The organism is Pseudoalteromonas nigrifaciens, assembly GCF_002221505.1.
Taxonomy (GTDB): domain Bacteria; phylum Pseudomonadota; class Gammaproteobacteria; order Enterobacterales; family Alteromonadaceae; genus Pseudoalteromonas; species Pseudoalteromonas nigrifaciens.
The window spans coordinates 2,884,446-2,905,482 of the sequence record NZ_CP011036.1; the positions used below are offsets into that span (position 1 = coordinate 2,884,446).

18 protein-coding genes are annotated in these 21,037 nt (G+C 42.0%); 7 read left to right on the forward strand and 11 right to left on the reverse strand.

Annotated elements, in window-relative coordinates; all coding sequences use genetic code 11:
• Positions 1-168 precede the first annotated feature (168 nt).
• Positions 169-1,071 carry a LysR family transcriptional regulator gene (locus PNIG_RS13660; RefSeq protein ID WP_089368717.1) on the reverse strand — a complete coding sequence of 301 codons (903 nt, stop codon included), beginning with the start codon at positions 1,069-1,071 and terminating at the stop codon, positions 169-171.
• Positions 1,072-1,172: 101 nt separating this feature from the next.
• Here PNIG_RS13660 and PNIG_RS13665 point away from each other — a divergent pair, with 101 nt between their 5' ends.
• The 3 genes from PNIG_RS13665 (at position 1,173) to PNIG_RS13675 (ending at position 3,061) form a co-directional block, all read left to right on the forward strand.
• The gene (locus PNIG_RS13665; RefSeq protein ID WP_011329110.1) at positions 1,173-1,511 is read left to right on the forward strand and encodes a DMT family transporter; all 339 of its coding nucleotides are present in this window, start codon (positions 1,173-1,175) and stop codon (positions 1,509-1,511) included.
• The gene (locus PNIG_RS13670) at positions 1,508-1,834 is read left to right on the forward strand and encodes an SMR family transporter (RefSeq protein ID WP_011329111.1); all 327 of its coding nucleotides are present in this window, start codon (positions 1,508-1,510) and stop codon (positions 1,832-1,834) included. Before PNIG_RS13665 ends, PNIG_RS13670 begins: the two co-directional genes overlap by 4 nt.
• Positions 1,835-2,083: 249 nt before the next feature.
• Positions 2,084-3,061, forward strand: coding sequence for a GGDEF domain-containing protein (locus PNIG_RS13675; protein ID WP_089368718.1), 978 nt, complete (start codon positions 2,084-2,086; stop codon positions 3,059-3,061).
• A 392-nt stretch (positions 3,062-3,453) separates the two neighbouring features.
• Here the strand turns inward: PNIG_RS13675 and PNIG_RS13680 are convergent, their stop codons facing one another.
• A complete protein-coding gene (locus tag PNIG_RS13680; protein ID WP_086997751.1) occupies positions 3,454-3,792 on the reverse strand; it encodes a YajD family HNH nuclease in 339 nt (112 codons plus the stop codon).
• A gap of 366 nt (positions 3,793-4,158) precedes the next feature.
• On the opposite strand from PNIG_RS13680, the gene PNIG_RS13685 reads away from it, so the two are divergent.
• The gene (locus PNIG_RS13685) at positions 4,159-4,467 is read left to right on the forward strand and encodes a hypothetical protein (RefSeq protein WP_011329115.1); all 309 of its coding nucleotides are present in this window, start codon (positions 4,159-4,161) and stop codon (positions 4,465-4,467) included.
• Between the two features lie 52 nt (positions 4,468-4,519).
• Here PNIG_RS13685 and PNIG_RS13690 read toward each other — a convergent pair whose 3' ends face one another.
• Positions 4,520-5,134 carry an acyl carrier protein phosphodiesterase gene (locus PNIG_RS13690; RefSeq protein WP_086997747.1) on the reverse strand — a complete coding sequence of 205 codons (615 nt, stop codon included), beginning with the start codon at positions 5,132-5,134 and terminating at the stop codon, positions 4,520-4,522.
• Between the two features lie 523 nt (positions 5,135-5,657).
• Between PNIG_RS13690 and PNIG_RS13695 the strand changes: the two genes are divergently transcribed.
• The gene (locus tag PNIG_RS13695; RefSeq protein ID WP_086994464.1) at positions 5,658-6,029 is read left to right on the forward strand and encodes a hypothetical protein; all 372 of its coding nucleotides are present in this window, start codon (positions 5,658-5,660) and stop codon (positions 6,027-6,029) included.
• Between the two features lie 65 nt (positions 6,030-6,094).
• On the opposite strand, the gene PNIG_RS13700 is transcribed toward PNIG_RS13695, so the two are convergent.
• From PNIG_RS13700 to PNIG_RS13725, 6 genes are all read right to left on the reverse strand, one after another.
• A complete protein-coding gene (locus PNIG_RS13700) occupies positions 6,095-6,379 on the reverse strand; it encodes an addiction module antidote protein (RefSeq protein WP_089368719.1) in 285 nt (94 codons plus the stop codon).
• 324 nt (positions 6,380-6,703) lie between these two features.
• On the reverse strand, positions 6,704-7,978 hold the full coding sequence (gene ltrA / locus PNIG_RS13705; RefSeq protein WP_089368512.1) for a group II intron reverse transcriptase/maturase: 1,275 nt from the start codon (positions 7,976-7,978) through the stop codon (positions 6,704-6,706).
• Positions 7,979-8,792: 814 nt separating this feature from the next.
• The gene (gene gcvP / locus PNIG_RS13710) at positions 8,793-11,684 is read right to left on the reverse strand and encodes an aminomethyl-transferring glycine dehydrogenase (RefSeq protein WP_089368720.1); all 2,892 of its coding nucleotides are present in this window, start codon (positions 11,682-11,684) and stop codon (positions 8,793-8,795) included.
• 164 nt (positions 11,685-11,848) lie between these two features.
• Positions 11,849-12,238 (reverse strand): glycine cleavage system protein GcvH, encoded by a 390-nt coding sequence (gcvH, locus tag PNIG_RS13715; RefSeq protein WP_011329122.1) that lies wholly within the window; start codon positions 12,236-12,238, stop codon positions 11,849-11,851.
• 59 nt (positions 12,239-12,297) lie between these two features.
• Positions 12,298-13,380, reverse strand: coding sequence for a glycine cleavage system aminomethyltransferase GcvT (gcvT, locus tag PNIG_RS13720; protein WP_011329123.1), 1,083 nt, complete (start codon positions 13,378-13,380; stop codon positions 12,298-12,300).
• 157 nt (positions 13,381-13,537) lie between these two features.
• Positions 13,538-14,137, reverse strand: a complete 600-nt coding sequence (locus PNIG_RS13725; protein WP_011329124.1) for a hypothetical protein — start codon at positions 14,135-14,137, stop codon at positions 13,538-13,540.
• A gap of 127 nt (positions 14,138-14,264) precedes the next feature.
• Between PNIG_RS13725 and PNIG_RS13730 the strand changes: the two genes are divergently transcribed.
• A complete protein-coding gene (locus tag PNIG_RS13730) occupies positions 14,265-15,110 on the forward strand; it encodes a LysR family transcriptional regulator (RefSeq protein ID WP_011329125.1) in 846 nt (281 codons plus the stop codon).
• A gap of 173 nt (positions 15,111-15,283) precedes the next feature.
• Entirely contained in the window at positions 15,284-17,440 is a 2,157-nt protein-coding gene (locus tag PNIG_RS13735; RefSeq protein ID WP_086993267.1) for a TonB-dependent receptor family protein, read from the forward strand.
• Between the two features lie 187 nt (positions 17,441-17,627).
• On the opposite strand, the gene rlmB is transcribed toward PNIG_RS13735, so the two are convergent.
• Positions 17,628-18,371: a 23S rRNA (guanosine(2251)-2'-O)-methyltransferase RlmB gene (gene rlmB / locus PNIG_RS13740; RefSeq protein ID WP_011329127.1), complete on the reverse strand. Its 744-nt coding sequence runs from the start codon at positions 18,369-18,371 to the stop codon at positions 17,628-17,630.
• On the reverse strand, positions 18,368-20,860 hold the full coding sequence (gene rnr, locus PNIG_RS13745) for a ribonuclease R (RefSeq protein WP_086993266.1): 2,493 nt from the start codon (positions 20,858-20,860) through the stop codon (positions 18,368-18,370). The genes rlmB and rnr overlap by 4 nt, the downstream gene beginning before the upstream one ends.
• Between the last annotated feature and the right edge of the window lie 177 nt (positions 20,861-21,037).

Here is a 21,037-nt window from a genome sequence, read left to right on the forward strand (position 1 = left end):
ACTTCCATTAATATATTATTGCTAAGACGAAAAGAGCACCTCTTCGCTACTGCCAAAGGCTATAATACTCGCAATACCTTCGCCATTCTAGCTTGTCGTTTTTGTATTGATTAAAAAGCCGAAAGGGAGCAATTATTTTTTGTGTATAAGTGCACAAACAGCCCTCTATTACGCAGGCAAACTCATATCGATGCCAGGTAAAGCCACCATCTGATCGCTAATAAGGCGGCGAATCTCACGAATTATTGGCTGCTCGTTTTCAACTACTTGCTGCGATATAGCCACATACCCATGCCACGAAACATTATAGCCATGAGCAATGCGCGCCACCTCTTGTGGTTGAAACCCTTTTAATAATGGCTCTGGCACATAACCCCAACCTAGCTTGTCGCGTATTGCATCCCTAATTAACTCAAAGCTACTTAACGCAATATCGTAACGCTCAGATACATTAGTTTGAATGTCACTTTGGCTTAAATCTAAATAAGCAATTTGCGGCACACTGGCTAAGTCTTCATTACTTACATAGCGCATTTGCGTTAACGGATGATCTTTGGCAATAACCATATGCAATGCCACCCAGCCCAAAACTTGTAAAGGTAGCTGAGTATTTGCATACAAGCTCTGATCTAAGCAACAAGCTAAGTCCATAAAGCCCTCTTCAACCATTTGCTGCAACGCATTTGCACTCGCATAGTGCATTTCTAACGATATACCTGGGTAGCGCTTGCGAATACTGCGAATAATTTCGCGCCAAAAGGCTTCGGGTAAAGCATCATCACGGCCAATAACTAAGCGGTGTGGCAGTTGCTCGTCATCGTGCAGGCAGCGGTGCTTAATACTCTCAGCAAGGTTAATTAAGCGAATGCTATCGTCAATTATTTTTTCACCCGCGGGGGCTAATTGCATACTATTACCAGTGCGAATAAATAGCGCAGTACCCAACTGATCCTCTAGCGTCGATAGCGCCATACTCATAGTGCTACGATTAACCGACAAACGCGCTGCCGCCTTAGCAATAGAGCCGGTTTGTGCAATCATCACAAAGTACTGTAACGACTCTAATTTCATCAAGCCCCCTTAGTGTCAATTATTTTGACTCTGAGCAATTATAGTATAAAAATAATAAGCAGTATTATACGCACAATGTTTTAGTATTAAGAGCAGGAAAAATGCATTGGATATATTTAATAATAGCTGTAACTCTTGAGGTTATAGGTACAACAGTAATGAAGTGGCTGGTAAACGAAGACCAGTTACTATTAGGTAGCTTATTTGTAACTTTAATGGTTGGCTTAGCTTATCTTGCTCTTAGCCAAGCCACCAGCAAAATTCCTATCGCACTTGCTAACGCCTTCTGGGAAGGTTTGGGGATGATATTAATTGCATCTGTGTCATTTGTATTTTTAGGCGAAGCTATTTCTATTGGCCAAATGTTTGCACTTTTATTAGCTATTATCGGCATTGTTATAATTAACAGCGGCCACGCTATGCAAGAGCAAAAACAATGACAGTATATTGGCTTTATATTCTTGGCTCAGTAATTTTTGACATTGCCGCCAACGTATTTTTAGAAATGTCGCACGGATTTAAACATAAACGCTTTGGCATACTTGCCATTGTTTTTATTATGGCCGCGTTTGCCTTACTCACCCTCGCTGTGCAAGGCATCCCACTGTTTATTGCCTACGCCACGTGGGGAGCTCTTTCAATTAGCGGTACTGCGCTGGCAACTTGGTTGTTGTTTGGTCATAAATTAAACTGGGTTGTTTGTTTTGGTTTAGCAGTACTTATTTTATCTATTGTGACAATGCAATTAGTTGGCCCCGCGTAAATACCTCTTATTAAAAACTAGCTAAAGTGCTCTGCAGTTCAAGCTAGTTTTTCCTGCTGTTTTGCCTTAGTTAACTTTAGGCTAAACTTCTAACTTAGTTGACTATTTTATAGCGCAACGCTATAACTTGTAACACGTTGCGCTGTGCCAACCTACAAAGTAGTAAATAAAAACTTAAAAGCGCACCGCTTGCTTAAGCTATCACTAGTTTAGGTTTGGCATTATTATACTTATTACCTTGAGGCATTTATGTTCAAGCAACTACAAGACAAACATCAACTTTCAATACTCTTAATTTTCAGTATTGTGTCAGTTTTTGGTATTACGCCATTTATTATTATTCGTTTTATAGAAAATAACATAGTCGCAGCGCTAATTGACTTAGCCATTGTAAGCAGTATTTTAACCTTAGTCGGTTATGCTCATTACACTAAAAAGCCGCGTGTTATTAGCGCCGTTATTGCATTGCTTGTTAATATTAGCGTTATCGCCATTATAATTACCAACGGCATTAACAGCATGCTATGGATTTATCCGGTAGTAGCCGTTACGTTTTTTTTAGTTAAACCAATAGAAGCGCTCATACTCACCCTTAGCAATGTCGCAATTATTGCGAGTATACCTAATTTATTCGATGCTATACCGCTAAACTCTTACTTTACAACCAACTTAATGTTAGCTGCCTGCGCTTTTGTATATGCCTGTTTTGGCAACAAGCAGCTTGCTTTACTTGCAGAACTAAACAGTACCGATCCTTTAACCGGCGCATTAAATCGCCGTGCGCTTAACGACGATACACTAGCCGCCATTTCGCGAGCAGAGCGTTATAACAGCACTTATTTATTAGCGTTTTTAGACTTAGACTTTTTCAAAAAGGTAAACGACGAATTCGGCCACGCCGAAGGAGACAGAGTACTAAAGCAGTTAGTGTCAATTACCAATTCACATATAAGAGAATCAGATAAGCTATACCGCTTTGGTGGCGAAGAGTTTGTGCTAATAATTCCCGAAATCCCGTCCAAAGAGCAAGTTAGCTTTATAAACAAGCTACGCGAAACAATAAAAAACGAGTTGAAAACACCTACAGGTAACTCAATTACTGTATCTTTTGGTGTTGCAGCTTGGGTACCGGGCACCACAGTTGCTAGCTGGTTTAAACGCGCCGACGATGCTATGTATCAAGCAAAAAAACAAGGCCGCGACTGCGCCGTATTTAGTAAAGATTAGGTTCTGCTGACCTTTGCGGATTAAAATTCGTTCAAACTAGGGGCGAGTTAATCACGGCGCGAGGTTTGTAACCTAGTGGGCTCGATAACTGCTCCTGCGTTATTCTACTGGCTTACATCCATGTAAGAATAAGTAAAAACCGAGCAAAGCTTTTGCATCCTGCTCATGCCCCTAACAAAGAGTTAATTGCCCCTAAGACCCCTTCGGGCAGCGCATGTTTGGCATTGATGCTACGTTATCGCCTATTTATGGGGAATAATCACACCACATAGGCTCTGCCTTGCCTAAATACCAAACACACTGTTGCAAATTTAACCTTGAAAGATAAACAGACCCTAAAGCTTTGAAATAAGTAAGCCAAACTAACCACTTGGCCAAAATGGGTTTACCCATTATTTATCTTTGTTTAGCAGCGCCTTTAAGTCGGCAAACGGGTTATGTGTAGCCGCCACCACTTTTTGCTCTGTAGTGCCGCCGTACAACACATATTCGTGATATTTATTATGCTCATTATCATGGCAATAAATACACAATAACTCCCAGTTACTACCATCATCAGGGTTATTATTATGGTCATGATCAATATGATGCACCGTTAACTCTCGTAAATTAGAATACTCAAACTCACGTGCACAGCGCCCACATACCCAAGGGTACAATCTTAACGCTTTAATTCGATAACCTTCTTCTTGCTGCTGATAAGCCTGCATACCACTCGTGGTTTTACTCATTAACTTATTACTACCGTCTTTTTACAATAAGCCCAGATTAGCCTTTAAAAACCACTTTGAACAGCGCCTTTTATTTTAACCACCGAGCTTTGGTTAAGATATTTACTAACACATTGAATAATAATAATGATGTTTAAACTTATTTTCTCTAGCCAGAGATTTTCAGTGAAAATAAGGCGAATTTACGCGTTAATGGCTGGCCTATTGCAAATAAATTCAACGCAGTTAGCGCTGAAAATAGCTGCTTGAGATAAATTTATTATCCAGAGTTTAGGTTAACTATCCTCAAAGTTGTTGCTCACCTAAAAGCTTGGGTATAATGAGCACTTATGGCTGTATTTGTTAGCCTACAACTTGGATAAAACAATGAAAAAACTCTCTGCAGTGCAAATAAAACAGCAAGCGCTTGTCCTTAATATTGCCGATACACTCGAAAAACAAGGCCTAGCAGAGCTCCCTGGTATGCTGCAATGCTGGTTTGACGTTCAATATCACTTATTCCCTGGCTCCTTACTACTGTGCTTTCAATTTGACAACGAGCAAGCTTTAGCTGCAGCAAAACCAGAGTTATTAAAATGGCAAAAGCGCTTAAGCGCAGCCATGCTAAAAAAAGGCGTTGTTTTAAAAGATATGCGTAAACATTTAGTATTTACATTAGAAGCACCCGATAGCTAAATCAGGTTTATTACCGAGGATAAAAAGTAGATTCGGGGATTAAATCCCCCGGCTATAAAGTATAAAACCCACGGATGTTTTTAGCGTTTTCAAGATTAAACTGATTTACATGCGTAATCAGCTCAGGGAAAAATGCTAAAAATACAACATTCAATTCATCATAATGCTTTGCTATATCATCAACAGCACCAGCAAAGGTATTAGTAAAGCGAATGCGCTTGGCTATATTATCAAGTGCTAGCCCTACCCCATCAAGGGTTTCGTACTCTTTAAACCAATCGTTGTCGGTCATGTGTTTTACAACGTGCTGCATTCGCGGCGGCATTACAGGCATACGCTTATGCAAAAGCGCAAAGCTAGTTTGTTTAAAGTCGTTTAATGGCTGTAGATTATATTTTTGCCAATGCATAATTAAAAAGTGATCAAACACCACATCAATAGCCACCCCTGCAAAACGCTTACGCTTAGATGAAAAATACTGTTTAGCCTCTTTAACTATAGGATGAGAGTCAGTAAATTTATCCACTAAATAGTGATTATCGAGCGCATTCTTTACCGTTATAGGTATCTGGTTTAAATGCCGTTGACCACCAAAGTCGCCCAGTAAATTACCAAAGTGCGAATCGGCCGTAGGCTGTGCTAAATAAAGATGAGCTAAATAATTCAACGTGTTCTCGGGTTTGGTTAATACCTTTTAGATAATAACGCAGTTGTAGATGAAATTCATATAAAGGAAAAGTGAAAGGCTTTAAGCTTCAAGGGAATGATATTTTAGTTCGTGATTTTTTCACCAATAAAACACAGGCTCCTGCGCTCCCCATAAAAAAGACAACACAAACCTGCTCCCCACCCAATTACAATTATGTTTGATTAATTCAGTAAAGAGTCAGCCCTATTTTGCTATCAATGTTGCTGTATTTTTCGGTACTGCATGAGTCATAAAACGCCTTGCTTAACCTTAACTATTAAACCTGAACTCTGGTTAAGAGATTTACTAACGTATTGAATCATATTTATATTTAATTTTATTTTCTCTAGCCAAAGGCTTTCAGTGAAAACAAGGCGAATTTACGCGTCAATAGCTGGCCTATTGCAAGTAAATTCAACGCAGTTAGCGCTGAAAATAGCTGCTTGAGATAAGTTTATTATCCGAAGCTCAGGTTATTAAGCTCACAGAGGCACAACACGTTATGACAACTACTTTTTTAAGCCAATTACAGCAAGTCGCACTGCAACAAGCCCTTATCAGCACCAAGCTTTTAAACAGCTACACATTAAAGAGCAATAACGCACCATCGCCCAAGCAACAAGCCTATAGCTTAATTGCTGTCGCGCTATACCGCTTTAATCTACAAAAAATAAAATGGTCATCTTTTTTAAAAACAGCCATAAATACAGCAAACAACACATGCCAATGGTTAGCCACCGAACTTGTCAGGTGCCAACAAGACTATAAAGCCCAACCTCATGACGCTGTAATTAGCGAACAAAGTGCATTCATTAGTGGTATTTTTAGCGAAGAACTCACTTATATTGATAGTTTACTGGGGGCTGAAGCGTAAGCTCTTAAGTTTATTTAAGCAATTATGTGAACTGTCGGATGGCACGGCTGCGCCGCTTATCCGGCCTACCTTATTTGCGTTGTAAGGCGAAGATTCAGTACTTTCATCACTTTAAAAATAGTTTCCCAACGTGGTTTGGTTTTACCGTTAACTGCTTTATATAAGCTTTCACGATTTAACCCCGCTGCTTTAGCAATATCACTCACGCCATGTTTTTTAACTAATAAGCCAAGTGCTTCGATAAAGGTATTTGGATCATCATCAGCTAAACACTCTTCTAAAAATGTATTAATTTCTTGCTGTGTTTCCATATAGTCAAACGGGTTAAAATCTGATGTTTGTAGCGCCATAATAATTACTCCAATTTATTCAACTTGCTGAACAAATGTAGCCTGAAGGCTACGAATGCACAATGTTATTTATAACTTTTGGGCTGGCGCCCGCGCGCCAGCAAGCTTAACGCCTACATTAAATAGCACATACTCTTGGCTTTTGAGCGAGTAAGTATATTTGTGATTCGTTGGGTTTCGTTGCACTCTTCCCAACCTACGCCCATATAATTTATGGCGAATCACCACGCACATCGAGTAGGGTGAGGCTTTTGCCTCATCCCTCTCACAGAACCGTACGTACGGGCCTCGTATACGGCTCCTGTATTCTTCTATCCCTTCGGCTTATTTTCTAAACGCCGATTGAGCAAGCCATCCTGTACTTACTTTTTCCATTGAATATAAACCTTGCTCCTCAAACCATTGGTTTGGCATCGCTACATTCGATAATGGACTTAGAGAGTTTCGCCATGAGTTCATTTTGATGAACTTAAATGGCGGCTTTTTCCCTAATTGTTTTAGTCGCTTATGCAACCTCGCTGGGTTTTTCCACAACCTTAACTGAATTGCCCTTAATCGTCGTCTCACCCACCTTGCCAACAAATTTAGCACTCGTTTACAATTGGCTATACTGAAATAATTTACAAAGCCGCGCACCACTGGATTGAGTCTTTTTATTACTTCAATTAAGTTCATGCCACTATTTCGCTTTGTTAATCGTTTAACTCTTTGTTTAAAGCCTTTGAGTTTTGTGGCTTGGATACGCGTCCAATTACTGCCTATCTCCACTCCCAAAAATTTTACGCCTTCACTACTATGCGCTATGTGCGTTTTCTTTTCGTTGACTGTTAACTTTAAGCCTTTTTCGAGTATCTGAGTCGCTACTGTGAGTGCATTCTTGGCTGCTTTTTCTGTGCAGCATAAGATCAATATGTCGTCGGCGTACCTCACTATTCTGTGATTTCGCTTTTTCATTTCTTGATCAAATGCATCTAGGTAGATATTCGCCAACAGTGGACTGATAACACCACCTTGTGGACTTCCTAGCTCACTCGCTTCCCAATTATTGCCTATCATTACTCCGCTTTTTAAAAACTGTTTGAGCAGTTTTAAGATGCTACCGTCTGTCACTTTGCTTTTGACGCTGCTTATGATCAAGTCGTGATCGAGTAGGTCAAAACACTTCGACAGATCCATATCAACCACCCACTCACGGTGATATTTACGAATAAATACCGTGGCTTTGCTGATGGCGTCATGACAACTTCGTTTCGGCCTGTACCCATAACTTGATGGGTGAAAGTCGATGTCGAAGAGCGGTTGGAGAATGTTCAATAGTGTTTGTTGTACTATGCGGTCGCGAACTGTTGGAATTCCCAGCAGTCTCACACCACCATCATCTTTCGGTATTTCTATCCGTTTGACTGGCTGTGCGCGATACTGCTTGCTTTGCAGTTCACCTTGCAGTTGTTTCAAGTTTTCTTCTAAATTCAAGGCGAACGCGGCTATGGACTGCCTATCTATTCCGGCCGCTCCTTTCGCTGCTTTCACTTTTTTGAATCCCTTGTACAGGTTATTAATATCTAATAATTGCCCATACAAGCTGTAGTAAACTGTCATCAATTGCCTTTGCTTACGGTATGTCTGTCGTTTCACATTGATGTATAGTGGTGTTCTTCATGAGGACATTAGGTGTGCTAGCCGAATGGCAATCTGCCTAAGTGGTCGCTCATTACTCCCATGCTCGGCCTTCAGTTCTCAGCGTCCACATTCCTGCTTAGCCGTCATCTCTTGCCTATTTCCGTCGAAATACATGTGAGCCTATACGTCGATACTCCTGATTTTCATACACTTAAAGAATACTTCCCCCCTTCGCAATCAATTAAAACTTTTGATTAAAATTGACCCTATCAAACATTCTGTTGATAGTCGGCTTGGTTTTGTCCTCCACACCATTACTGGCTTTCATCGGCCTAGCCTTACTCACTACTACGGGTTCATCTGCCACCTCACACCGACGTTAAACCTTGGGTTTCCCCTTGAGTTTAGGCCACTTATTTACACTAAGTTTAGATGCCAGGCTTCCCCAGTTACTGCACTGGCTCCCTGTTAGAAATCCCACCCTCAAGCACAGTATTGGTCTGACTAAGTATAGGGCGTTGCGCTATTTTGCACGCTGACCCACCAATACTGCCGAAACAGGTTACGGTTAGTTGTGTACCTCTAACTTCTTATGGCTTCCTTCAGACCCCACCGTTGGCCAGTGACGCCCTTGCCATTCAGATTATCTTCCCCTTAGTCAGGGTAATAAGGCATCTTTCAGCCTATCGGGTTTGCCAGCTTCGCTGGGCAAACAAAAAAGCCGTTGCATTACTGCAACGGCTTTTATAATTTTGATAAATTTCCACTCTACAGTAGAAATTTTTTCAAAAAATTAATCGCGGTATGTCTCAACCGGTGGGCAAGCACACACTAAGTTACGGTCGCCGTATACGTCGTCAATACGTGTTACGGTTGGCCAGAACTTGTTTTTAGCCACGCTTGGCACTGGGAATGCTGCGTAAAAACGGTCGTATGCACGGTCCCATTCGTTACCTAACACGTCGCCTTGGGTGTGCGGTGCAAACACTAACGGGTTGTTTTCGATTGACCATTCGCCAGAGATTACTTTGTCGATTTCGCTCTTAATTGACACCATTGCTTCGATGAAGCGGTCGATCTCAACCTTAGACTCAGACTCGGTAGGCTCTATCATTAACGTGCCCGCTACTGGGAACGACATAGTAGGTGAATGGAAACCGTAGTCTTGTAGGCGTTTAGCTACGTCCATTTCAGTAATACCCGACAACTCTTTAAGCGGACGCAAGTCAACAATACATTCGTGCGCAACACGGTTGTTACGGCCACGGTATAAAATTGGAAAGTGCTTGCTTAGCTCATGCGTTAAGTAGTTAGCATTTACAATTGCCATTTCAGTGGCTTGTTTTAAGCCCTCTGAGCCCATCATGGTAATGTAAGCCCACGAAATAGGTAAAATAGACGCTGAACCATATGGCGCTGCCGATACCGCTCCGTTACCTTCGTTAGTACCTGGTACGTTAATAATGCTGTGGTTAGGCATAAATGGCGCAAGGTGCGATTTAACACCAATTGGGCCAACACCTGGACCACCGCCACCGTGTGGAATACAAAAGGTTTTATGCAAGTTTAAGTGCGATACGTCTGAGCCAATAAAGCCTGGGCTAGTTACGCCAACTTGCGCGTTCATGTTTGCGCCGTCCATGTAAACTTGGCCGCCGTGCTGATGAATAATATCGCAAATTTCACGAATTGTTTCTTCGTATACGCCGTGTGTAGATGGGTAAGTGATCATAATACACGATAAGTTTTCGGCTACCGCTTCTGCTTTCGCTTTAAGATCGGCCATGTCTACGTTACCGTTTTTATCACAATCAACCACCACAATTTTCATGCTGGCCATTTGTGCCGACGCTGGGTTAGTACCATGCGCCGAGCTTGGAATTAAACATACGTTACGGTGAGCGTCGCCGCGTGACTCGTGGTATTTACGAATGGCAATTAAGCCTGCGTATTCACCTTGAGCACCTGAGTTAGGTTGCAATGAAACCGCATCGTAACCGGTAATGTTTACCAACCAATCATGCAGTTCGCCCATCATAATTTGATAGCCTTGTGCTTGATCTAGCGGGCAAAATGGGTGCAAGTTTGAAAATTCAGGCCAGGTAATTGGGATCATCTCAGCAGTCGCGTTTAGTTTCATGGTACATGAACCTAACGAGATCATTGAGTGGTTAAGCGCTAAATCTTTGTTTTCTAGGCGCTTAATATAACGCAGCATTTCAGTTTCGCTGTGGTACGAATTAAAGTTAGGGTGCGTTAATACTTCGTCATCACGCTCTAAGCTTGCTGGAATTGACGTGCTGCCATTGTTTTCAATATCGGCTGCAATTGCATCAACACTTAGGCCATGGCCTTCGCCTAATACAATATCAAATAACTGCGCTACGTCTGCACGTGTGGTGGTTTCTGATACGGCAATTGAGTATTCGCCATCGCGGTTAGTAGCAAAGTTAACACCGCTTGCTAGTGCACGCGCAATAACGTCGGCTTTGCTATCGCTTACTACCGTTAGGGTATCAAACCAGGTGTTGTGTTTAAGGCTCACGCCTTTAGCTTGTAAGCCTGCAGCTAAAATATCGGCAAAGCGATGAATACGCTGAGCAATAGTTTTTAAGCCTTGTGGGCCATGGTACACAGCGTAAAACGCTGCCATGTTGGCCAGTAATACTTGCGCGGTACAAATGTTTGAGTTGGCTTTGTCGCGGCGAATGTGTTGCTCACGCGTTTGCATTGCCATACGCAGTGCATCGTTACCTAAACGGTCTTTAGATACGCCAATAATACGACCTGGTAATGAACGTTTGTATGCATCACGCGTTGCGAAAAATGCAGCGTGAGGACCGCCGTAACCCATAGGTACACCAAAACGCTGTGCTGAACCTAATACTACGTCTGCGCCTAATTTACCCGGTGCTTTTAATAGTAATAAACTCATAATGTCGGCAGCAACACAGGCAATTGCCTTTTTGCTTTGTACGCCAGCAATTAGGTCGGTAATGTCTACCACTTCACCAGTTGTTGATGGGTATTGAAATAACGCGCCAAAAATCTCATGGTTAACAGCGTCGGCTGCTTTGCCAACAATTATTTCAAAACCAAACTGCTCGGCGCGGGTGCTTACTACGTCAATTGTTTGTGTGTGTACGTCGTCGGCAATAAAAAATGCATTGGCTTTTTTCGCTTTAGATACACGTTTTGCAAGGCCCATAGCCTCTGCTGCAGCGGTTGATTCGTCAAGTAACGATGCACTTGCTAAATCTAGGCCGGTTAAATCTAGGGTCATAGTTTGAAAGTTAAGTAGCGACTCTAAACGCCCTTGCGCTATCTCTGGCTGATATGGAGTGTACGCAGTATACCAACCTGGGTTTTCTAGTACGTTACGTAAAATTACGTGCGGTACATGTGTTGGGTGGTAGCCTTGGCCAATATACGATTTGAAAACTTTATTTTTGCTTGCTACTGACTTTAAGTAGCTTAGTGTTTCAACTTCGGTGCGGCTTTCGCCCACGGTTAAAGGCTGCTCAAGGCGAATACCTGCAGGTACAGTTTGACCGATCAGCTCTTCAACACTCGATACTTCAAGCGCGCTAAGCATATCGCTTACTTGCGCTGGGCTTGGCCCAATATGGCGGCGAATAAAATCTTGCGTTTGCTCTAACTGCTCAAGAGATTTGGCGTTTGACATGTGTCCAGATTCCTATGATCCAAAAAATGTGATTATTACTAATGGGTAACCAGCAATAACTTAAAATTAATATGATTTAATAACTTACAGTGTATGGAAAGGTAAGCAGCAAAATCATAAAAGCCCCAATGTTTTAAATAATGGGGCTTTTTACTCACTAAAGATTAATCTTCGTCAATAGTGTTTGCGTAGTCTTCTGCATTTAATAGGTTTTCAAGCTCAGACTCATCTGATGCTTTAATGCGAAATAACCAGCCGTCACCAAACGCGTCGGTGTTAACTGTTTCTGGTGCGTCTTCTAGCTCTTCGTTAATTGCAACAATTTCGCCACCAATTGGTGCGTAAATGTCTGATGCTGCTTTTACCGATTCTGCTACTGCACACTCTTCGCCTGCATCTACTTCGTCGCCTACTTCTGGAAGTTCTACGAATACCATGTCGCCAAGTAACTCTTGCGCATGTTCAGTAATACCAACAGTAAACGTACCGTCACCTTCGTTGCGAACCCACTCGTGTGAAGAGGCATACTTTAACTCGCTAGGGATATTGCTCATTTTGTTTTGTCCTTTGGTTTATATTGGGTGATAGCACCAAAATTAAATTTATTTATACTTTAAAGTATTGATTTACCGTTACGTACAAAGCCAGGCTTTACTACTTTTACGGTAACTAATTTTTTACGCATTTCTACCTGAGCGGTGTCGCCCGTTGAACGTGGTACACGTGCAAGCGCTACACTGTAACCCAGTGTTGGTGAAAAAGTGCCAGAAGTAATAACACCTTCGCCACCATCAACAATTACTTTAGAGCCACTGCGCAAGATACCTTTTTCTTCTAGCACTAGGCCTACTTGTTTATCAGTGCTTTGGTCGGCGCGTTGTTGTACTAGTACATCACGGCCAATAAAGTCACGACTTTGTGGTTCCCATGCAATAGTCCAAGCCATGTTAGCCGCTAGTGGCGATACGCTTTCGTCCATATCTAGGCCATAAAGGTTCATGCCCGCTTCTAAACGTAGCGTGTCGCGTGCGCCTAAACCTGCTGGTGCAACTCCTGCGTCTAACAGTTGTTGCCATAAATCGGCAGCTTGCTCTTTTGGCACTACAATTTCGTAACCGTCTTCGCCAGTATAACCCGTTGTGGCAATAAATAAATCACCTGTTTGCACGCCAAAAAATGGTTTCATACCCTCTATTGCTGCATTTTGCTCAGCTGTTAATAATGTGGCAGTTTTAGCTTTAGCGTTAGGGCCTTGCACTGCAATCATGCCAAATTCGTTACGCTCTGTAACGGTAACGGCAAAATCGGCTGATATTTTAGCAAGGTGAGCTAAGTCTTTTTCGCGAGTTGCTGAGTTAACAACTAGGCGATAAGAGGTGTTACTGAAAAAATAAATTATTAAGTCGTCAATTACGCCGCCTTGCTCATTTAGCATTGGGGTATATAACGCTTTACCAGGTACGGTAAGTTTAGCAACATCGTTTGCTACTAGTTTTTGTAAAAATGCTTGTGCTTGCTCGCCTTGTATATCAACAATGGTCATGTGCGATACGTCAAACATACCGGCATCGTTGCGTACTGCATTATGCTCTTCTATTTGCGAGCCGTAGTTAATTGGCATTTCCCAGCCATGAAAATCAACCATTTTAGCGCCCGCTTCAAGGTGCTTAGCATAAAGTACTGTTTTAGAAGTCATGATATTCCTTCACTTTTAAATTAACCCAGTTATTTGGGCGTGGCCTCAATTTAATGAGGGGGAATAATATGGCCTGCGTTTAACGCCTGCCAAATTGTAATTAAACACAGCCAAATATTAATACTAAGCTGTGAGCACCCAAGTTAGGGTGAATATTTTACGCTGCAGCGCCTTGAATAAGGGCAAAGCCTTGGGCTTGCATATACTCTTGCCACTTTTGCAGCTCAGGAGTTTTAGCCACCAGTACAAATTGTTGCTGGTCGTTTTTATTTATGGCTGTGATAAATACGTCACCGCTTTGCGTACCGTAACATAATTGTGCATCTGAAAGACGTAAACCCGGCGTTAATTTAAAGGCTTCTACAATTGAGTCAAAGGCATTACTGCCGCTTAAAATAAAGCTTGCTAGGTCAGTTCGCATCACATAATCAATGTCATAACGCAGTTGTTGCTCGTTTATAAGTGCTTGTAATTGCAGACTTGCGCAGTGCGGTAATATAAATCTAAAAGCGGTTTCGCTAAAACAGTAAACGGCATAGCTATAATCAGAATTAAAATCGCCATCAAGGGTGCCAATTAAACCCAAACCACTGGCAGTTAACTTAGTTAAATCGTGGCCTAGTATATTACTTAAAAATACCGAGGCTTCTGTGCCGCTAAAGTCTATTACAACGTGGTTGTTGCTGGCCTGCAAAGAATTAATAACCGCGCTGTTAGCTTTGCTATGGCGGGCAAACATAATGGGGCTAAAAGTCATAACAAACACCTATCAAACTTATAATATCAAAAGTATATTGCTCCCGCTGTACAACAACAAATTGTAATTATTAATCAATTGATAAATAATGCTTATATATATGGCGATATTAATTGTGATTTTAAATATGAAAAACATTTCAACAGATAGTTTACGCACTTTTGTAATGGTAGTGGAGGCCAGCGGCTTTGCTAAAGCCGGCGATTTACTTGGCTTATCGCAACCTGCGGTTAGCCTGCAAATAAAGCGCTTAGAAGATTTGCTCGGTTATAAATTATTTAAAAAACAAGGCCAACGCCAAGTGCTTAATCAATATGGCGAGCTATTATTGCCAATGGCTAAACAAATGATGCAACACAACGATGCCATTTTGCAGCTATTTACCTCAGAAAGTATTACCGGCCGAGTACGTTTGGGTATTCCAAGCGAATTTGCAGCGCGTATTTTACCCTCTATTATTGGCGACTTTGTAGCTTTATACCCTGAAGTATCGCTGGAAGTTAAATCGCGTTTAAGTAAGCATTTATTATCGCAAGAACGCCAAGATCAGTTTGATTTAGTACTGGCACTCAACGAGCAGCTCGACTCGGAGCAATTTCCTATTTTTAAGCAAGATCAGCTGGTATGGGTGGGCGACTTGTCGCTGGCACAAAACGACACTGTTACTTTGGTTACCGCTCCCGAGGGGTGTATTTACAGACGCCGAGCTATAGAGGCGCTAGAAAGGTCGGGAATAAAGTATCGTATTGTGTATAGCAACGCCGATTTAACTGGGCTTATTGCTGCGCTAAAAGAAGGCTTAGGCATTACAGTGCTGGCTAAAAGTACTGTACCAAACGAGCTAAACTATCAACTTAAAACCAAATTTTTACCATCCTTGGGTGATATTGGTATTAGCTTAGTAAAAACGGCCAGTGAGCCAGAAAATGCCGTTTTTAAACTGGCCGAATTTATAAAACTTCGCTTAGGCTAACCTGCTTTATACACATACTAGCCAACAAATCTTCATATATTAAAAGTTATATATATGAAGATTTTTAGTTATAAAAACTTACACACGTAAACGCTGAATAACATTGATTCTCATTCGTTAACGTGTTTAAATTGCGCCAATTTAGTTAATTGACCCAATTTAGGATAGTCTCAATGGCACATAAGTTTTTAGTATCTACCCTTGCAACTGCGGTTGCCTTGTCTATTAGTGCAACTGCAATGGCAAAAGATATGGGTAAGGTAGAGCGTAACTTTGAACAAATTACAGTTATAGGCTCACAACAAGCTATTAACGATATTCCGGGCTCTGCAACGTTTATTTCGGATGCTGAGCTGCAAAAATTTGAATTTACCGACATTTCTCGTGTTTTAGCCTCTGTACCTGGTGTTTACGTACAAGAAGAAGACGGCTACGGCCTGCGCCCTAATATAGGTATGCGCGGAACTGGCACTGGTCGTAACGACAAAATATCAGTAATGGAAGATGGTGTACTTGTAGCACCTGCGCCTTACTCGGCTCCTTCGGCTTATTACTTCCCTACTATGGGTCGTATGGAGTCTATTGAAGTATTAAAAGGTGCTGCATCGGTTAAATATGGTCCACGTACTACAGGCGGCGTTTTAAACTTATTATCGCGCAGCCTACCAACCGAGCCTAATAGCTCAACAGGTATGCTTGATGCTGCCTTAGGTAGCGATGGCTACTATAAAGGCCATGCTTATTTTGCCAAAGAAAAAAACAATACCGCGGGTTTAATTGAAGTATTTACCTACGGCGCAGATGGTTTTAAAGACCTGCCAGTTGGCGATGACAACACCGGCTTTGAAAAAACTGACTTACTATTAAAGTTAGGCCATACATTTGGTAAAAATGACGCGCATAACCTTGAGCTAAAAATTAAGTATTCAGACGAAACATCAGACGAAACTTACATGGGCTTAACCGATGCCGATTACCAAGCAACGCCATACCGTCGTTATGCGGCATCGCAAAATGATGAAATGAATACCCGTCACAATGCTTATCAACTTAACTATGCATATCGCTTTGGTGCAGGTTACGAACTACTTGCTACGGCATATTTAAACGACTTTCATCGTAACTGGTATAAAGCCAGTAAAGTAAGCGAAAGCTACCTTGAGCAATACAGCGAATTTGAAGCCAACCCTACCGCACAAGGTATTGAAGGCATTGCTATAAAAGCAAATAACCGCGACTACCAAGCTAAAGGTATTCAGTCTGAGCTGCATATCCCTGCTGGCAATCACTATATAACTGTGGGCATGCGTTACCATGAAGACGAAATGGATCGCTTTCAGTGGCAAGACGAGTACACGCTTAATCAAGACTTAAGCATGACACTGACAGAGCGCGGAGTTCCGGGTTCTGACAGTAACCGCGTAGATAGTGCCACTGCACGTACTTTATTTATTCAAGACGAATGGACGCTAGATGCATTAGTGATCAGTGCTGGCCTGCGCTTCGAAGACATTACGATTACCCGTGAAGAGTGGGCAAAGTCGGATCCTACACGCAGCAATGGTTTAACTAAAAATGTGTCGAACGACACTGATATTTTAGTGCCGTCACTCGGTGCAACTTACACAGTAAACGACAACATCACTCTACTTGCTGGTATTCAACAAGGTTATGCACCAGCCGCGCCAGGTAATGCCGACCAAGAAGAAGAAAAAAGTGTAAATATTGAATTTGGTTCACGCTATAACGTAAGCGGTATTAATGGTGAAATTATTGCGTTTTATTCTGATTACGACAACATGCACGGTAATTGTACTGCCGCTGTAGGGTGTAGCGATGAGAACATTGGCGATCAATATAACTATGGTGAAGTAGCTGTTTCTGGCGTTGAATTTAGTGCAGGCCATACTTTTAACACCGATACTGTTATGTTCCCGGTTAAGTTAACTTACACCTACACAGATTCTGAATTTAAAAACACTTTTGATTCAGAAATTTGGGGCACAGTAGAAAAAGGCGACGCTATGCCTTACGTGCCAAAAAACCAAGTAGCACTCTCTATGGGTGCTGAATTATCAGCATTTGTTGTACACAGCCAACTGCGCTATGTATCTGACTCACATGCAGATTTAACCGACTCTGGCTTAAATGCTATTAATAGCCGTGTGGTATGGGATTTAGCCGCTAAATACCGCATCGACGACAATCAAAAAGTATACTTAAGCGTTGATAACTTGTTTGATAAAACCTACATTGCTAATCGTGCTAATGGCGGTATCCAACCAGGTAAGCCTCGTACCCTACAGTTGGGCTACACTTACAGCTTTTAAGCTTTAAGCTGGTTAAACGGCTCACTAACAGCGGTAATAATTTTTTATGCAGGAAACACTACACATCTAAATTATTGCCTTGTTATTGAACCGTTTATAACAACCGCATTAAATTACGAACATAAAAAAACCGAGGTTGAATTTTCAACCTCGGTTTTTTTATTGCTTCAACGAGCCAGTTAATAACTTAGTTATTAACGCTACGTTGGCGTAATACTTCAAATAAACAAATACCTGTGGCTACCGATACGTTTAAGCTTGAAACCGTTCCCGCCATAGGTATTTTAACTAACAAGTCGCAATGCTCGCGGGTTAAACGACGCATCCCTTCGCCTTCGGCACCCATAACAATAGCCATTGGCCCTGTTAAGCTGGCATCAAATACGTGGTTATCTGTTTCGCCTGCAGTGCCTACAACCCAAACACCAGCGTCTTTAATTTCGCGCAATGTACGTGCAAGGTTAGTAACCTGAATAAGCGGTACTGTTTCGGCTGCGCCACAGGCAACTTTACGCGCTGTGCCGTTAAGCTTAGCTGAGCGATCTTTAGGTACAATTACAGCATGTACGCCAGCGGCGTCGGCACTACGTAAACATGCACCTAAGTTATGCGGATCAGTAATGCCATCAAGCACTAACAAAAATGGAGTATCTTCACGTGCAATAATCGCATCAAGATCTTTTTCGTTAAACGTTGGTGCTGCTTTTACGTTGGCAATAATACCTTGATGCTGCTCGCCTTTTGATTTGCTATCAAGGGCTTTGCGTTGCATGTACTGTACTGAAATACCAAATTTAAGTGCTTCATCAATAATCGGGGTTGAGCGTTTATCGTCACGCCCTTTAAGCGCGTAAATTTCTACAAAACGCTCTGGTTCGCTTGCTAAAATCGCTTCAACAGAATGAAAACCAAAAATTAATTCATTACTCACGTATTTTCTGCTCCTGGGGTATTACGTTTGCGGGCATTTTTGCCTACTCTTTTAGGCTTTTTAACGGCCTTTTTTTTCGGTTTTTTATTTGCTGTGGCATCTACTGCTTTTTTGTCAGCTGGTTTAGTTGCCGACTTATTTGCAGGTTTACCTTTATCTTTGCTTGCTGGCCTTTTTTTACCTTTAGGTTTTTCATCGCCATGCGATTTTTTACCCGGTACTTTGCCTGCTTTTAACTGTGAACGTACACTCGCAGGTGCATGCTCAGATTTATCAGTGCCTTTTGGCCCACGGCGGCGCGTGTATCGGTCTTGCGCTTTATCGCCTTTAAGGGTTAAGTTTATGCGTCTGTCTTCTAAGCTAACCGATGCAACACTTACCGTTACTTTATCGCCAAGGCGATATACTTTGTGCGTTTGCTCGCCTATTAAACAATGTTTTGCGGCATCATGGGCAAAAAATTCGTTGCCTAAGTTGGCAACATGAATAAGGCCATCAATTTGCAAATCATCTAAACGAATGAATAAACCAAAATTGGTTACCGATGAAATAACACCATCAAACTCAGTGCCAACGTGATCTTGCATAAACTCACATTTTAACCAATCGGCTACTTCGCGAGTAGCATCGTCGGCGCGGCGCTCTGTGGTAGAACACTGCTCACCTAACTTATCTACTTCGTCATCTGTGTATGCGTATTCGCCTGAAGTATGTTGGCCTTGTGCTTTTAGTACCGCTTTTATAGCACGATGCACTACTAAGTCGGGGTAACGACGAATTGGTGAAGTAAAGTGCGCATAAGCAGATAAGGCTAAACCAAAGTGGCCTATGTTATCTGGTTGATACACAGCTTGCTTCATTGAGCGCAGCAGCATGGTTTGAATAAGCTCTGCTTCTGGGCGATCGCCTAAACGAGCTAGCACTTGAGTAATTTCTTTAGGTGTTGGCTCGTCGCTTAACGTGCTCTCAATACCAAGTTCGCCTAAAAACTTAGTAAAGTTACCTAGTTTTTCGCTATCTGGCTCGTCATGCACACGAAATAGCGTGCTGGCTTCGTGTTTTTCAAGTAATTTAGCCGCCGATACGTTGGCTAAAATCATACATTCTTCAATAAGTTTGTGCGCATCGTTACGAATAACCGGCACTATCGATTCTATTTTACGCTGTGCGTTAAATACAAAACGAGTTTCGAGAGTTTCAAACTCAATTGCACCACGCTCTTGGCGAGCCGATTTAAGCGCTAAATACATTTGCTGTAAATCGGTTAAATGTGGCACTACATGCGCATATTCTTTACGTAGTTTTTCATCGTTTTGTAAAATGGCATTTACTTTGGTGTAAGTTAAACGTGCATGCGAATTCATTATCGCTTCGTAAAACTTATAACCCGAAAGCTTGCCCGAATCTGACACTGTCATTTCGGCAACCATACATAAGCGGTCAACTTCAGGGTTAAGCGAACATAAGCCGTTAGACAATACTTTAGGCAGCATAGGAATTACTTGCTCAGGAAAATACACTGAGTTACCGCGCTCTATGGCTTCTTTGTTTAGCGGGGTGTTCATACCTACGTAATGCGACACATCGGCAATAGCAACCCATAAACGCCAACCACCTGACTTTTTAGGCTCACAATAAACGGCATCATCAAAGTCGCGTGCGTCTTCGCCATCTATGGTTACTAAAGGTAGGTCGCGTAAATCTACGCGGTTTTGCTTGTCAGCCTCGTCAACAAATTCGCCAAGGTGGGCTACTTGCGCTTCAACTTCTTCAGGCCAAACGTGCGGAATATCGTGGTTACGCAGGGCAACTTCTATTTCCATACCTGGGGCTAAATGCTCGCCAAGTACGTCAATTACTTTACCTACCGCGTTCATATTTCGGGTGGGGTTTTGCGTTATTTTAACTTGCACCATTTGGTTATGGCGCGCGCCGTTTTCGCTTCCCGGTAAAATCATTATGTCTTGGGTAATACGCGGATCTTCGGCAACCACAACGGCAATACCATGCTCAACAAAATAGCGGCCAACAATAGGCGCTCGCTCGTTGGTAAGTACTTTTATAATACGTGCATCGCATTTTGAGCCAGAGCCACGTTTAGTGCCTTTAGCAAGTACAATGTCGCCATGTAACACCATGTTCATTTGGTGCTTAGCAATAAACCAATCTTTATTCTCGCCTTCAACTTCTAAAAAGCCAAAACCGTCTCTGTGGCCTACTACTTTGCCTTTAGTTAAACCGGCTTCGTCAATTAGGGCGTAACATTTATGCTTATTAAAATACAGCTGACCGTCACGTTCCATAGCACGAAGGCGGCGTTTAAATGCGATTTGCCGTTCTTCATCGTTTACCGCTAGTTCTTCACATAACTGTGCATAGTTAGCAGGTTTTGAACGCTCTTGAAGGTGAGTAAGTATAAACTCACGGCTAGGGACTGGGTTTTCGTACTTTTCTTGTTCTCGACTGAGATTTGGATCTTGGTTTGACATTCACTATCTTGTTAGTTTGGTTATGTAGGTATTTTAACCCATATAGCTAAAATGAGACAGGTAAAAGCTATTAAACTTTTAATAAAGCACTTTTACCTTACTTTTTGTATTTAAAAACTTAGCCTAACCGGGCTTAACCCGCCCTTAATTTTGTGGCGGGTTTATTCTGCTATAAGT

Bases quoted from the DNA above. Each gene is read 5' to 3' on its own strand.
- PNIG_RS13660 (WP_089368717.1), bottom strand. From the start codon at position 1,071: ATGAAATTAGAGTCGTTACAGTACTTTGTGATGATTGCACAAACCGGC.
- PNIG_RS13665 (WP_011329110.1), top strand. From the start codon at position 1,173: ATGCATTGGATATATTTAATAATAGCTGTAACTCTTGAGGTTATAGGT.
- PNIG_RS13670 (WP_011329111.1), top strand. From the start codon at position 1,508: ATGACAGTATATTGGCTTTATATTCTTGGCTCAGTAATTTTTGACATT.
- PNIG_RS13675 (WP_089368718.1), top strand. From the start codon at position 2,084: ATGTTCAAGCAACTACAAGACAAACATCAACTTTCAATACTCTTAATT.
- PNIG_RS13680 (WP_086997751.1), bottom strand. From the start codon at position 3,792: ATGAGTAAAACCACGAGTGGTATGCAGGCTTATCAGCAGCAAGAAGAA.
- PNIG_RS13685 (WP_011329115.1), top strand. From the start codon at position 4,159: ATGAAAAAACTCTCTGCAGTGCAAATAAAACAGCAAGCGCTTGTCCTT.
- PNIG_RS13695 (WP_086994464.1), top strand. From the start codon at position 5,658: ATGACAACTACTTTTTTAAGCCAATTACAGCAAGTCGCACTGCAACAA.
- PNIG_RS13700 (WP_089368719.1), bottom strand. From the start codon at position 6,379: ATGGCGCTACAAACATCAGATTTTAACCCGTTTGACTATATGGAAACA.
- ltrA (WP_089368512.1), bottom strand. From the start codon at position 7,978: ATGACAGTTTACTACAGCTTGTATGGGCAATTATTAGATATTAATAAC.
- gcvP (WP_089368720.1), bottom strand. From the start codon at position 11,684: ATGTCAAACGCCAAATCTCTTGAGCAGTTAGAGCAAACGCAAGATTTT.
- gcvH (WP_011329122.1), bottom strand. From the start codon at position 12,238: ATGAGCAATATCCCTAGCGAGTTAAAGTATGCCTCTTCACACGAGTGG.
- gcvT (WP_011329123.1), bottom strand. From the start codon at position 13,380: ATGACTTCTAAAACAGTACTTTATGCTAAGCACCTTGAAGCGGGCGCT.
- PNIG_RS13725 (WP_011329124.1), bottom strand. From the start codon at position 14,137: ATGACTTTTAGCCCCATTATGTTTGCCCGCCATAGCAAAGCTAACAGC.
- PNIG_RS13730 (WP_011329125.1), top strand. From the start codon at position 14,265: ATGAAAAACATTTCAACAGATAGTTTACGCACTTTTGTAATGGTAGTG.
- PNIG_RS13735 (WP_086993267.1), top strand. From the start codon at position 15,284: ATGGCACATAAGTTTTTAGTATCTACCCTTGCAACTGCGGTTGCCTTG.
- rnr (WP_086993266.1), bottom strand. From the start codon at position 20,860: ATGTCAAACCAAGATCCAAATCTCAGTCGAGAACAAGAAAAGTACGAA.